Source organism: Streptomyces sp. NPDC051907 (assembly GCF_040681075.1).
Taxonomy (GTDB): Bacteria; Actinomycetota; Actinomycetes; order Streptomycetales; family Streptomycetaceae; genus Streptomyces.
Genome location: NZ_JBFAYB010000077.1, coordinates 25,469 through 37,987, shown reverse-complemented (window position 1 = coordinate 37,987; position 12,519 = coordinate 25,469). Strand labels below are relative to the sequence as shown.

Sequence of the window (12,519 nt, the reverse complement as noted above, 5' to 3'; positions counted from 1 at the left end):
CGGCTGACCTGCCCGGCGCACACTTCTGCGTGCGGATGCGCGGGCTCTTGGCCCCGCTCGGCTGCTGGCGGCTAGCTGCTCTGCTGCAAGGGAGGCACGTCCGCCCAGCCCAGTGGGTGGAGGCCGCCGTCCCCTTCCGTCACAGCCGGCTCTCCGCCCGCCTCGGTGAACGCCGTCAGCGCGTCGACCAGCGCGGAGCGCTGCTCGGGTGCGATGCGTTCCACGATCGCCGCGATCTCCTGCCGGCGCCGCTCGGTGACGTCCTCGACGAGGGCACGCCCCTCGTCCGTGAGCCGCAGTACGGTCTCCCGCCGGTTGTCCGGGTTGGTCTGCCGGTCCGCCAGGCCCGCCGCGATCAGTCGGTCGATCATGCGCATGGCCGTCGAGGGATTGACGCCCAGCCGGTCGGCGAGCACGACGAGTTTGGCCGAGCCGTGGGTCGACAGCACCACGAGCAGCCGGAGCTGGGCCAGGGTCACCCGGTCCTCGACGGCGGCCAGGGAGCGGGCGGTGACCGCGACCAGGAGCCGGGACGCGGTCAGCACCGCGCGGGTGACCGCGTCGACGTCGTCAACGGCGCGCGGAGAGTGCCCTCTGTCGTTCATACCCCTTTTCTACCCTGCCCTCCCGGCTCGTCGTCGCCGCCCCCTTCGTCTGCGAGGACTCGCCCGCGGCGTGAACATCCCGGGAGTCCCGTCCGTATCTGTAGTCGCGCGCCGTGCCAGCCGCATGAGATCCCCGTTCCCGACGAGATGAGAAGCCAGCGCTCCACATGCCCAACCGGGAGGCATCATGCGTCCGAACCGACGCGCAGAACGGCCCAGCGTTTCCATGAGGACGATCGCGATCGTCGCCACCGCGTGCGCGGTCGTCGCCGCCGTGCTGATAGCGATTCGGAGTACCGGCGGGGAGGCCTCGGCCGACCAGCTCGCCTCGGGGACGCCCCAGCACAACGCCGGGCACTACGACGCCTCGGGAGCGGCCGGCCAGAGCGGCTCCGCCGACGCTCTGACCGTGACACAGGTGGACCGCACCTTCCTGGTGAAGGTACGGCAGGCAGGTCTGTGGGAGATCCCGGCCGGCCGGATCGCCCAGACGAACGCGTCCAGCGACGCCGTCCGGCGTGCGGGACTCCATCTGCTCGACGGTCACAGCAAGCTCGATCAGCTGGTCCGCGAGGACGCCAAGATCCTCGGCGTCGAGCTGCCGAACGAGGCGACGCCCGAGCAGCAGGAGTGGGTCAGGCAGCTCGAAGCGGCTCAAGGGGCCGAGTTCGACCGCCTCTTCGCCAATGTGCTGCGCGCCTCGCACGGCAAGATCTTCGCCACCATCGCTGAGGTGCGGGCCGCGACCCAGAACGACCTGATCCGCCGGCACGCCCGCCAGGCCAACCAGACCGTGCTCGACCACATGGAGGTCCTGGAGGACACCGGCCTGGTCGACCCCGCGACGCTCAAGGAAGTCGAGGCGGACGTCACGCCGAAGTAGCCCGCCTGGGTGTGGAGCAACGCGACGGCGCCCGGCGGATCGTCATGCGTACGACTGCTCACGCCTGTCCACGCCTTCGAGTCCGCGCAGGGAAGCGGACTGCCGGGCTCCCTGGCTCTGGAAGTCTTCTTTGCACTGTGCAATGCTTCCCTGCGAGGAGGGCTCGGCGGATGGCTGGTCCTTGCCTGGGAGCTGGGGCGCTGGCACGGTGACGCGGCTGCGACGGCAGGCCAGTCCAGCTGTTGAAGCCCTCCTCGCCACACCCTGTGGGATCGACTCCTTTCCTGGCCTGAGACGATCACCAGGACCGTACGAAGAGACACAGGGGTGGGAACATGGCCGTACTAGTGCTGTTTGGCGCCTTGGCGCTCGCCGTCGGCGGGTGCGTGTGCGTGGTGTGGGCAGAGCGCGGCGGGCCCCGCTGGGTCCGCGTCGTGGCGACCGCGACGCTCGGCGCGGGCGAGCTGCTGCGCCGCTCCGGCAAGAGCCGACGGCGGAGCGTGAGCGGCAATGACGGCGGCGGCGAATAGGCGACCGCGCGAGCGATCGACCCACGCCCGCCGCTGCCGTTGCGTCTCGCCGAAGACGGGTGGCGCGACAGCGCCCCGCCTCAGGCGCTGCGGTCCGTGAAGGGGCCGTCGACGGCGAAGGCCAGCTCGGCGAAGCGCTCGCCGATGCGGCGGTGTGCGGCGGCGTCCGGGTGGAGCTGGTCGGGCAGCGGCAGCTCGGCGGAGTCGGCCTGGCCGTAGAGGTCACGGCCGTCGAGGTAGTGCAGGTTCGGGTCCTCGGCCGCCCGCTGCTCCACGATCTTGGCCAGTGCGTCCCGGACGACGCCCAGGGTCAGCTTCCCGCTCGCGCGCTCCGCTGGATCGCCCGCGGCGAGGAAGCGCAGCTGCCCGGCGCCGAGAGCGGTCACGTCCGTGGCGGTGGGGCCGGGGGTGTCCTCGTGGATGGGGCACAGGATCGGCGAGACGACCAACAGCGGTGTGGTGGGCCGGCCTTCGCGGATGGTGTCGAGGAACCCATGGACGGCGGGGCCGAAGGCGCGCAGGCGCATCAGGTCGGTGTTGACGAGGTTGATGCCGATCTTGATGCTGATGAGGTCGGCCGGGGTGTCCCGCAGGGCGCGGGCGGTGAACGGGTCGAGCAGGGCGTTGCCCCCCAGGCCCAGGTTGATCAGTTCCACACCGCCGAGGGAGGCCGCGAGCGCGGGCCAGGTGGTGGTGGGGCTCGCCGCGTCGGAGCCGTGACTGATCGAACTGCCGTGGTGCAGCCACACCTTGCGGCCCCGGTCGGGTGCGGGCTCGACGGGGGCGTCGGTGCGCAGGGCGACGATCTCGGTGGTCTCGTTGTGCGGCAGCCAGATCTCGACGTCCTTGACGCCGTCGGCCAGACCCGTGAACCGGAGGCTGCCGACCGGTCCGGGCTGGTGTGCGGCCGTCCCGGTGGCCATGTCGATGGTCAGGGTATTGCCTCCGGCCACGCTGGCCTGACCCGCCAGACGTCCGTCGACGAGCAGGTCGTACACCCCGTCCGGGCGGGGCGGAGCGCCCACGTAGACCCGCTTGGTCGCCAGCGTGTCCAGCTCGATCGCGGTGGCCGCGGTGCGGAAGACAAGCCGTACGCCAGAGGGTTGGGACGCCGCCATGGCGAGCGCCGCGTCGGTGTTCTGAGCCCGGGCCCGGGCGGTCAGCCGGTGGGGCAGCACCCCGTGCGCGGTGCGCTCCAGGTCGAGGGCGCCGCGCAGGAGGTCCATGGTGACGGGCGTCGTGATCCAGTCGTGCGGGGTGGTGTGCATCGTCTCAGCCTCGTTCGTACTCGACTTGACCAAGGGGGTTGCCGTCGCCGAAGTCGTGGGTGCGTGTGGCGCCGGTCTCTGTGAAGCCGCACTTGGCGTAGAAGCGACGGGACTGCGGGGTGTCGCGCAGCGTCCACAGGTGGACCCGGGTGAATCCGTCGTCGCGGAGGCGGAGCAGCGTCTCGGTCATCAGGGCGGCGGCGACGCCGCTGCCCCAGCCGTCGGGATGGGCGTAGAAGCTGTAGATCTCCGCGAGACCCGGCCGGGTCGGGGAGGGGGCGTAGGCGGACAGTGCCAGCGGTCGGCCGTCGACGACGGCGAGCAGGTTGGTCGCTGTTCCTTCGGCGATCCGCTGGTGCCATCGGGTACGCCTGCTCTGGACGGCACGGGCGGCGAACTCCGGCTTGAAGAAGGGGGCGTAGGCCGCCTCCCAGGCGGCGGCGTGGATCTCTCCGAGTGCGTCCCCGTCGTCCGGGCCGGCGCGACGAATCTCGATCATCCCCTCACCCTACCCACGGTCCCTCGGGGGCGAACTGCCCTGCGGGCAGCAACGTCTTCGGCCCGCAGGTCGAGCCTGCGGACAGGGTGCTCACGGGGTGAGGGCGTCCAGGGACACCAGTGTGCCGTTCCGGAAGCAGAGCCGGTAGGCGTCTCCGGACCGGTCGTCGAACCGGTCGGCGGTCATCGCGTAGTACTCGCACGCCAGGTCGTCTCCTGCCGGTTCGGCCGAGTGCGGTCGCCGGCTCGTCTGCCGGTCCGGCAGGAGAGGCTCCACCGCGGAACGGTCCTGCCCGATGCGCAGGCGGGCGTAGTCGCCCGGTTCCAGGACGGACTGCGACGCGGACACCGTCTCCCACCCCATGAGCGCTCCGCTCAGCACTGCCCCCGCCACCAGGGGCGCCATGACCGCGGTCACGAGGGACCGTGTGACGCGGGGCCGGGCGCGGCGGTGTTCCTGAGGGAGTTCGCGGCCGGACACGGAGGACGCGGACGCGGTGGGCGGCGGCTGGGAGGGGGGTGTGTGCGGCATCCGTGCGACGACGGTGTAGCCCTCGCCGCACGGGCCGTGGTCGAAGGCGCCGCCGGCCAGCCGCACGCGTTCCGCCAGGCCGATGAGTCCGCGCCCTCCACTGTGGGGCCGCGGACCGTGCGCGGACGGCGGCGGGCCGTTCTCCACTCTCACCTCGGTCTCCGCGTCCGTATGCGTCACATGGACGGTCGCCGTCGCGCCGGGCGCGTGCTTGGCGACGTTCGTCAGAGCCTCCTGTACGACGCGGTAGGCGGCCCGCTCGACCACCGCGGGCGCACCGTCCGACGCTCCGTCGACGTACGACTCGATCACGAGCCCGGACGCGGAGGCCTCGGCGATCAGATCCGCGAGACTCGCGGTGTCGGGGCGCGCCGACGCGTCGTCGGCCTCCTCGCCGAGCACGCCGATCACCTCCGCGAGCCGCTCCACCGCGGCCGCCGTCCTGGCCCTGATGTCGCCCGCGGCCGTGCGATGGCGTTCGTCGAGGCCCGGCGCGAGTTGCAGGACGCCAGCCGACAGGGCGATCAGACTGAGGTCGTGGCCGAGTGCGTCATGCATGTCCTGCGCGATACGCGCCCGCTCGCGCATCCGGGCCTGGTCGGCGACCAGCCGCTGCTCCCGGCGCAGTTGCTCGGCACGCGCCCAGCCTGCCCGGACGAGCTCCTGGTACTGACGCCAGAACCGGCCGGTGAACCAGGGCAGCATCGCGGCGAGGACCACCACGGCGACGAACCGCGTCCCCAGCGGAAGCCAGGCGGGTACGACGGACACCGCCACCACGCCGGCTGCGAGCATCGCGACCAGAGCGAGCACCGTCGGCGCCGTCCGCCCGGGCCGCCGCCCTGCCAGAAACGCGACGACCGCGGTCGGCACAGCCCACCACAGACTCACCATGCTCAGCCCGCCGAACACGGCTGCAGCCGCGGCCGGCAGGCTCCCCGGATCGACGGTGCGCTCCGCGTCGCCGCGCGTCTCGCCTTTGATCGCTGTGCTGTCCACGGAGGCGACGGTACGGACTTCGGCGCCCGCCCGACACTGCCGAAAGTCCAGTGCCTCGGGACGCGCGACCCGACGAGGTGGGGCCTCCCCGGTGTGCGTGGTGGTGTGGATCCGCTGTCAGCGAATGCGTAAGGGGTGCTCGGCGGCAGTGGTGTTGGGTGTCGGGATGGAGATCCTGATTCTGGGCGGAACGGCATGGGCGGGCCGGGAGTTGTCGCGGCAGGCGATCGAGCGCGGCCATCGGGTGACGTGTCTCGCCCGCGGCGAGAGCGGAGAGGTCGCGGCCGGGTCGACGCTGCTGGCCGGCGACCGGCGGGACCCCTCGGTGTACGGCCCGCTGGTCGACCGCGAATGGGACGCGGTCGTCGAGGTGTCCTGGCAGCCGGGCTTCGTCCGCGAGGCGCTCGACGCCCTGGGCGGCAAGGCCCGGCACTGGGCCTATGTCTCCTCCATCAGCGCCTACGCCTCCCATGGCGTGCTGGGCGCTGACGAGTCCGCGGCGCTCCTCGCCCCGACCGACCGAGACGAGGCGGACCAAGCGCTGTACGGCGAGGCCAAGGTCGCCTGCGAGCAGGCGTCGGCAGCCGCGGTGGGCGACCGCCTCCTGATCGCGCGTGCGGGCTTGATCGGCGGCCCCGGGGACCACAGCGGACGATCGGGGTACTGGGCGGCGCGTGCCGCTCGTGACCCGAGGGGGCCGCTTCTGGTCCCCGACGCACCGACGACGCCGACGCAGGCGGTCGACGTGCGGGACCTCACGGCGTGGCTGCTCGACTCCGCGGAGAGGGGGATCGTCGGCACGTACGACGCCGTCGGTCCGGTCGTTCCGTTCGCCGAGTGGGTGGAGCTGTCCCGCGCTGCCGGCGGACACACCGGTCCGGTGGTCGCCGCCGACTCGGGATGGCTTCTCGCGCAGGGCGTGGCCGAGTACATGGGGCCCGAGTCGCTCCCGATGTGGGTGGCCACGCCGGGCTGGGAGGGATGGTCCGCACGCGACGGGTCCGCGGCACGCTCCGCGGGGCTGCGCCACCGGCCCCCGGCGGAGCTGCTGGCCGACACGCTGGTGTGGGAGCGCGAGCAGGGCCTGGACCGCGCGAGGCGTGCCGGCCTCAGCGCCGAGCGCGAGCGCGAACTGATCGAGGCGCTCGGCTGACGGCTCGGGCGCGCTGCTGGCTGCGCCGCACGTCCAGCAGGTCTCGTACCGGCCGCCCTGAAGCGCCCCGCCCCCCCGGTGCCGGCGACGGGAGAGGGCCTCCTGCGGTCGGCGGAGACGTCGACGTCCCTGCCGAGCACAGAAGGCCCTCGCAACCGGCGACCGGGGTGACGGCGCCGGCAGGTCAGGGCGCCAGCGGTGCGGTGACCTTCCAGGTCGCCATGCGGACCGGCTTGCCCTCCCCCTCGGCGCCGCCGGGCAGGGTGAAGAAGAAGCTGGAGCGGGCGAAGACCTCTCCGGTCGTGGGGGAGAGCCAGTTCTTGCTCGTCCCGGCGGCCTGCGTGAAGGACACACCGCCGCGCTGGGGGAACACCCGGGGCTTCTCGACGCACCACGTGGCGCTCTTGCGGAACGTGGTGCTCCGGTCGTCCGCGGCGACCTGCACGCGGAGCCCGTTCTGCTCGGCCTTGCCGCTCTTGAGGTAGTAGCCGGGCTTGCGCGCGGACTCGAAGGAGTAGCAGCCGGGCTGGCTCGCCAGGGAGGGCACGACGACCCAGGTGGCGTCCTCGCGGTCGCTCAGCGCGCTGCTCGTGCTGAGCGAGCCGTTGAGGACGACGTTCCCGCCGTTCGCGTTGGACTGACGCGCGTACTCGCCCCCGTCCCGAACCCTCAGCGACTGGCGCTTGAGGCGGTACTGCGTCTCCGCCTTGAGGAAGAGCGCGACGGCGTCGTCGCTGCCGGCCAGCGCCTTCTTGGCCGCGGCGACCAGGTTGGGGTTGACTCCGCCGTTCTCGGCGGCGGCCTGGATCTGCAGGGCCAGCTTGCGGTTCGCCTCGGCGGCCTTCTTGCGGCGGTTCTCGTCGTCGCGCTTGTACGCGGCGTCGGCGCCGGTGTGGATGTACGCCTTCCACGCGGCCGGGTCGGAGCTGAGGGTGGCGCGCTGCCCCTCGGTGTACAGCTCGGTGCCGTGCAGGTCGGCGGGGGACTGGCGCAGGAGCTCGCGGATGAAGTTGTCGTCGCTCAGCACGAGCATGGCCTCGGAGGGCGTGATGCGGAACAGGGCCGCGGCGCTCTTGCGGGCGGCCAGCTCCTTGCGGCGCTCGGCCTCCTTGCGGTTCTGCTCCTCCAGGTCCTCCAACTCCTTGGCCACATCGCGCTTATGAGCCTCGCGGGCGCCGTTGACGATGAACTCCCGCCAGTCCGCCGGCTCGCCGACCAGCGCCTTCAGCGCCGCGGCCCGCACCTCGGGGCCGGACGCCTCGTGCCTGGCGACGGCCCGGATGAAGTTGTCGTCGCCGAGGGCCAGCAGCTCCGGCGTGCTGGGAATGCCGATGGCGAGCAGAACCTGGGACTTGGCCAGCCGGGCCGCGCGCTCCGCCTCGGCCCTGTCGCGCTCGCGCTGCTGGTCGAGCCGGTACGCCTCGTGGACGCCGGTCACGATGAACCGCACATGGTCCTCGGCGACCGTGCTGGCCATCGCCTGCTCGGCGGCGGTGCGCACCGAGTCCAGCTTCTCGCCCGCGTCGCTGGCCTTCTGCCACAGGGCGTGGATGAAGTCGTAGTCGCTGAGCAGGAGCACCTCGGCGGTCGGGTCGAGACGGACCGCGGCCGCCGCCTCGACGCGCTGTGCGTCGGTCGTGCCGATGCCCGCCGCGCGGGCCGCGACGTCCTGTGTCCCGGTCGGGCTGTCGGCGACGGCGCCCGGCGCGACGGCGCCGGCGACGGCCGCGAGGGCGGTGGCGGTCACGAGGCCGCGTCCGACGATCCGTCGCATGCGTGCGGGAGCGGTGTGCTTGGTGTTCATCGTGGTGTGAAGACTCCTCTGCCGCCGCGAATCGGCGGCTCGACATGAGAAAGGTGGCAGCGGCGGCCGGCCGCTCCGCGGGCAGGCGGAAGCGTCACGCGGAGCAGACGTCGGGTGTGCGGTCACCGCGCGCAGTCGTCGCGGTACGAGCCCATGGGGGCCGCCGGGATGGAGAATCGGTGATTCGGGACGCGCAGCCGTTCAGGCCCTGGGGCCCGGCGGAATCTCGCCATTCCCTGGAACAGGAAGGGAAGTGAGCGATCCGTAGGAATGCCGTAGCGTCAAAGAGAAAGGGCCCTGGCCGATGCGGTAGGGCCTGAAGGCCCATTCGGCAGCACGGTGACACAGATATCCGCCATGAAAACGGAATGCGTAGACCTACGCCTCACAACTCCCCCTGCTTTACGCGTGAAACACCCTCGGGCGTCCGGTCCGCCGAAGCATCGCTGCCCCGTCGGTCCCCTCCAGAACGCTGCCCGGTCAGGCTGGTCACCAGGACCCTAACGCGCGTATGCCGAGCAACGCAATGATCTTCTGGCGCTGTGACGCGCCACTCCCTGCGGTAGATGAAATTCCGGTTCGATAAAGCCAGTCGGTCCGTCGCCCGAACCGATCGACGGACCTTTCTGCTTTGTAGAACCGATCGCGACGCGGTACGGGCAGAAGCCATCTCTCAGCCGGATAGGAACGGTCCCCACGTGGCCGGTCGGCTCAATCGGCCATCGCGGGCGACCGGTACGTCCAGCCGCCGGCGAGCATGGTCGCGTGGACGGGCATCGTGCTCAGGGCGCGGGCGTCCGCGGTCAGCGGGTCGGCGTCGACCACCACCAGGTCCGCCTGGTCGCCGACCCGGATCAGACGCCGCCCTCGGGCCGCTCCGGCAAGAGCCTGTTCCAGGGGCAGACACTGCTCCGGATGCCACGACGGCCGCTCGTCGCGGGTCCGGGTCACGGCGGACGCGATGGTCAGCCAGGGGTCGAGCGGCGCGACCGGAGCGTCGGAGCCCAGCTCAAGGCGGGCGCCGGCGGCCAGCAGGTCGGCGTAGGCGAAGGCCTGGCCGGTCCGGCCCCTCCAGTGCCGGTCCGCGACGTCGCGGTCGTCCGGGGCGTGGGTGGGCTGGATGCCGACGGTGATGTCCAGGGCGGCGAAGCGAGGCACGTCCTGCGGTGTGAGGAGCTGGGCATGCTCGATCCGGCCGCGGCAGCGGACCGCCTCGAACACGTCCAGAGCCATCTCGTTGGCGCGGTCGCCGATCGCGTGGACGGCCGGCTCCACCCCGTGCGCGGCGGCCCGCCGCATCACGGCCGCCAGTTCCTCGGGCGTCGTCTTGGCCAGGCCATGGGCCCCCGGCTGCCCGGTCGCCGCGCCCGGGTAGGGCTGGTGGCACAGGGCGGTACGGGTGTTGAGCGAGCCGTCCGTGAAGAGCTTCAGCGGACCGGTCTCCAGCAGTCCGCCCGGGCTGTCCAGAACGTCGCCGGTGCGCAGCCCGCGGTCGATCGCCGCCTGCAGATACTCCGGGTAGACAGAGGCGGCCACCCGCACGGGCACGGCGGCGGTGGCCATGCGGCGGGTCCAGTCGCCGATGTTGTCCGCGTACTCGAAGTCCAGGAACCCGGTGATCCCCCGTTCCGCCGCCGCTGAGCACGCGTCGAGCACCCAGCGGTCCAGGACGTCCTCGGGCACTGCGGGCAGCTGGGCGGTGGCGTCCCGGCAGTCGTCCTCGCGCAGCAGTCCGGTGGGGTGGTCGCCGCGGCCGAGCAGGGCGAGTCCGGGGGAGTTGATCCAGGCGGAGTGCAGGTCCGCGCTGAGCAGCACGGCGGGACGGTCCGGCAGCAGGGCGTCCAGCAGCTCCTTGTGCGGTATGTCCGGCCACAGGCCGTCCCGGAAGCCGAACCCGATCAGCAGCTCGCCCGGCGCCAAGTCCGCCGCCCGGTCGTGGGCGGCCTGCGCCGCATCCCGTGCCGACGCCGTGCCCGACAGGTCCAACCGGCGGCGGACGCTGGCCCATTGGGCCATGTGCACATGCGCGTCCCATAGGCCGGGCAGGAGCGTCCGGCCGTCGAGGTCGACTCCTCGCTCGCCGCGCCGCGGGTGTGCCTGCGCGGGCCGCACCGCGCCGACGAGACCGTTCTCGATCGTCACGTCGCTCAGCGGGCCGCCCGCACCGAGCCGCACCCGGCAGAGCGTGATCGGCGCGGCGGCGGAGCGGGAGGGCTCGGCGGTCCGTCGGTCGAGCGTGGTCACTTCTGCCTCCTGGTGCGCGGCGCGCGGACGAGTTCGCGGTGGGTGCAAGGCTGTTCCGACTCTAGGGCGTCGCCGAGGCGAGGGGAGGGCCGCTCGCTCCCGGCCTGGCTCAGTTTCGCCTCGGCCCGTCGTCGCGCGCCGCCGGAAACCCGTGACGCTGGAGGGGCGGACCCCGGTACGGTGCGACCGTCTGTCGGGGGAGTATCAGCCGGGGAGGGTGTGGGCATGGCACTGGCCAAGAAGGGGTCGCGACGTATCACCGTCGATCACACCGCCTACCGCTGGAGGCTTCGCGGCAGGCCGACCTATGACCAGGGAATGGTCTGGTCTCCGCTCGCCTACGCGATCGAGCATGCCGACCAGCCCGGCGCGACCCTCGTGGTCACGACCAGTCAGCCGCACCCGAGCAACTGGATGGGACGCCCAGCCGCTCCCGTCCTGCCCTCGGACGTCGCAGCCGCCATCCGCGCCGCTCGCATGCGCGGCTGGATTCCGGACGCCCCCGGCGCCCCCTTCCACCTCGACCAGTCAGAGGGCTTCACCGCCTTCCCCTGACACACCCCGCCGAGCGTGCGCCCGGCCGACGGCTCGGCGTGCTCGGGCGAGCGGCTGAACCGCTTGGCCACCATGAGGTTCGAGCACGTCGCGCGGGTCCCGCGCCCTCCCAGACGGGAGCTGGTGGAAGAAGAGTTGAGTCAACAACGCCCGTACTGCGTATCCATGGACGAACGACAAAGCCTGCGGCCGCAGTCATCACCCGGATCGTCACGGACGGCGCGTACCCCGTTGCCTTCGCTGGCGTCCAACGAACCACACGACATCCCGTCGTCTCGCTGTCCGGTGCCTGCCGGACAGTGCGCGAGGGATGCCGGCCGAGGAGGACTGCCGTGTACGCCGATCGCCATGACCCCCTGTCGACTCCCGGCGGGGAGCCCGTCTCCATGGACACGATCATGGAGTCCTTCCAGAAGGTGCTGGACGGTCTGGACGCCGCCCGCGAGGACTTGCACCGGAGCGATCCCTGGGGCCTTGGCAGCGGAAACACGGAGACACGGCGCCGGCCGCAGTACGCCCCCACCCCGCCGCCCGTGGTCGAGGCGCCCGCCGATCCGGCCGGGCCCTCGGCGGCCGCCGCCGCCTATTTCGGGGCCCCGCCTGCCGCCGCCCCCTACGGGCCGCAGGCGGGCGCTGACTTCGAGGATCTGGTCTTCTTCCGGCGCGATTCCGCGCAGGACGCGGGCTATGCGTCGGACGGCGTGCCGTCGCCGACGGTGGTGGAACCGCTGTGGGCGCGCAGCGAGCGCCCGGAGTATCCGCCGCTGCCCGCACAGCCCGAGCCCGGCGCCCCGGAGGCCGTCGACGCGTGGCCCGGGTACACCGATGCGCCCGCCACGTCCGGATGGTTCGACCGCGGAGACCGCGGCGCCGGTGCCGCGATGCCGGACATCGCCGTGTCGCCGGCCCACGCCTGGCCGGAGGAGATCCAGGTGACGCCGACGGGCCCGGCCGAGGGCGACTCGCGGCGCAGCGGGGGCCGCCGGCGGACGCGGCCCGCGCTCAGGCGTGGGCATCTCGCCGGGGTGTGCGGGGCGGGCGCCGTGGGCGGCCTGATCGTCGCCTCGTCGCTGATGGCCGACAGCGGTATGGCGCCGAGCCAGTACACGCCCTCCGTGCAGCCGGAGAACACCCAGCCCGGCAGCGCCGACGCGCCGGGTCCTGACGCTGCTCCGGGGCCTGAGGCGGCGCCGCCCCGAGGGGGCGTAGGGGGCCCGGTCGAGGAGGGCATGGAGGGCCAGGGGCTGCAACGGAGCGTCCCCGTCCCTCGGCTCCACCGCGGGGACGCGGCGCAGGACCACCCCACCGTCGAGGTACGGATCACCGCGGCGCGGTTCCAGGGTCCGGTGGGCGGCGCGCTGAGCGGGATCAACGGGATGTGACCGAGGCCGCCGCCAAGAGGCAGGGCGCCGCCCGTTCTCAGGAGGGAGGCTGAGGGCGCCGGCCGG

General features: G+C 72.6%; 11 protein-coding genes. 5 read left to right on the top strand and 6 right to left on the bottom strand.

Going from position 1 to position 12,519, the window contains the following annotated elements:
• Nucleotides 1-71: 71 nt before the first annotated feature.
• Nucleotides 72-605 (bottom strand): MarR family transcriptional regulator, encoded by a 534-nt coding sequence (locus AB0M39_RS30720; protein ID WP_365369369.1) that lies wholly within the window; start codon nucleotides 603-605, stop codon nucleotides 72-74.
• 226 nt (nucleotides 606-831) lie between these two features.
• On the opposite strand from AB0M39_RS30720, the gene AB0M39_RS30715 reads away from it, so the two are divergent.
• Both AB0M39_RS30715 and AB0M39_RS30710 read left to right on the top strand, forming a co-directional pair.
• The gene (locus tag AB0M39_RS30715; protein WP_365369366.1) at nucleotides 832-1,488 is read left to right on the top strand and encodes a DUF4142 domain-containing protein; all 657 of its coding nucleotides are present in this window, start codon (nucleotides 832-834) and stop codon (nucleotides 1,486-1,488) included.
• Between the two features lie 335 nt (nucleotides 1,489-1,823).
• The gene (locus tag AB0M39_RS30710; protein ID WP_365369363.1) at nucleotides 1,824-2,018 is read left to right on the top strand and encodes a hypothetical protein; all 195 of its coding nucleotides are present in this window, start codon (nucleotides 1,824-1,826) and stop codon (nucleotides 2,016-2,018) included.
• Between the two features lie 80 nt (nucleotides 2,019-2,098).
• On the opposite strand, the gene AB0M39_RS30705 is transcribed toward AB0M39_RS30710, so the two are convergent.
• The 3 genes from AB0M39_RS30705 to AB0M39_RS30695 form a co-directional block, all read right to left on the bottom strand.
• Nucleotides 2,099-3,286 carry a GDSL-type esterase/lipase family protein gene (locus tag AB0M39_RS30705; RefSeq protein ID WP_365369361.1) on the bottom strand — a complete coding sequence of 396 codons (1,188 nt, stop codon included), beginning with the start codon at nucleotides 3,284-3,286 and terminating at the stop codon, nucleotides 2,099-2,101.
• Between the two features lie 4 nt (nucleotides 3,287-3,290).
• On the bottom strand, nucleotides 3,291-3,785 hold the full coding sequence (locus AB0M39_RS30700) for a GNAT family N-acetyltransferase (RefSeq protein WP_365369358.1): 495 nt from the start codon (nucleotides 3,783-3,785) through the stop codon (nucleotides 3,291-3,293).
• A gap of 90 nt (nucleotides 3,786-3,875) precedes the next feature.
• On the bottom strand, nucleotides 3,876-5,315 hold the full coding sequence (locus tag AB0M39_RS30695; protein WP_365369355.1) for a histidine kinase: 1,440 nt from the start codon (nucleotides 5,313-5,315) through the stop codon (nucleotides 3,876-3,878).
• Nucleotides 5,316-5,481: 166 nt separating this feature from the next.
• On the opposite strand from AB0M39_RS30695, the gene AB0M39_RS30690 reads away from it, so the two are divergent.
• Nucleotides 5,482-6,468 (top strand): NAD-dependent epimerase/dehydratase family protein, encoded by a 987-nt coding sequence (locus AB0M39_RS30690; protein ID WP_365369353.1) that lies wholly within the window; start codon nucleotides 5,482-5,484, stop codon nucleotides 6,466-6,468.
• 184 nt (nucleotides 6,469-6,652) lie between these two features.
• Here the strand turns inward: AB0M39_RS30690 and AB0M39_RS30685 are convergent, their stop codons facing one another.
• Together AB0M39_RS30685 and AB0M39_RS30680 are read right to left on the bottom strand one after the other, a co-directional pair.
• Complete coding sequence (locus AB0M39_RS30685) at nucleotides 6,653-8,272, bottom strand: AbfB domain-containing protein (RefSeq protein ID WP_365369350.1); 1,620 nt, start codon at nucleotides 8,270-8,272, stop codon at nucleotides 6,653-6,655.
• 711 nt (nucleotides 8,273-8,983) lie between these two features.
• A complete protein-coding gene (locus AB0M39_RS30680; protein WP_365369347.1) occupies nucleotides 8,984-10,516 on the bottom strand; it encodes an amidohydrolase in 1,533 nt (510 codons plus the stop codon).
• Nucleotides 10,517-10,741: 225 nt separating this feature from the next.
• On the opposite strand from AB0M39_RS30680, the gene AB0M39_RS30675 reads away from it, so the two are divergent.
• Together AB0M39_RS30675 and AB0M39_RS30670 are read left to right on the top strand one after the other, a co-directional pair.
• A complete protein-coding gene (locus AB0M39_RS30675; RefSeq protein ID WP_365369345.1) occupies nucleotides 10,742-11,071 on the top strand; it encodes a hypothetical protein in 330 nt (109 codons plus the stop codon).
• 332 nt (nucleotides 11,072-11,403) lie between these two features.
• Nucleotides 11,404-12,453 carry a hypothetical protein gene (locus tag AB0M39_RS30670; RefSeq protein ID WP_365369342.1) on the top strand — a complete coding sequence of 350 codons (1,050 nt, stop codon included), beginning with the start codon at nucleotides 11,404-11,406 and terminating at the stop codon, nucleotides 12,451-12,453.
• Nucleotides 12,454-12,519: the final 66 nt, after the last annotated feature.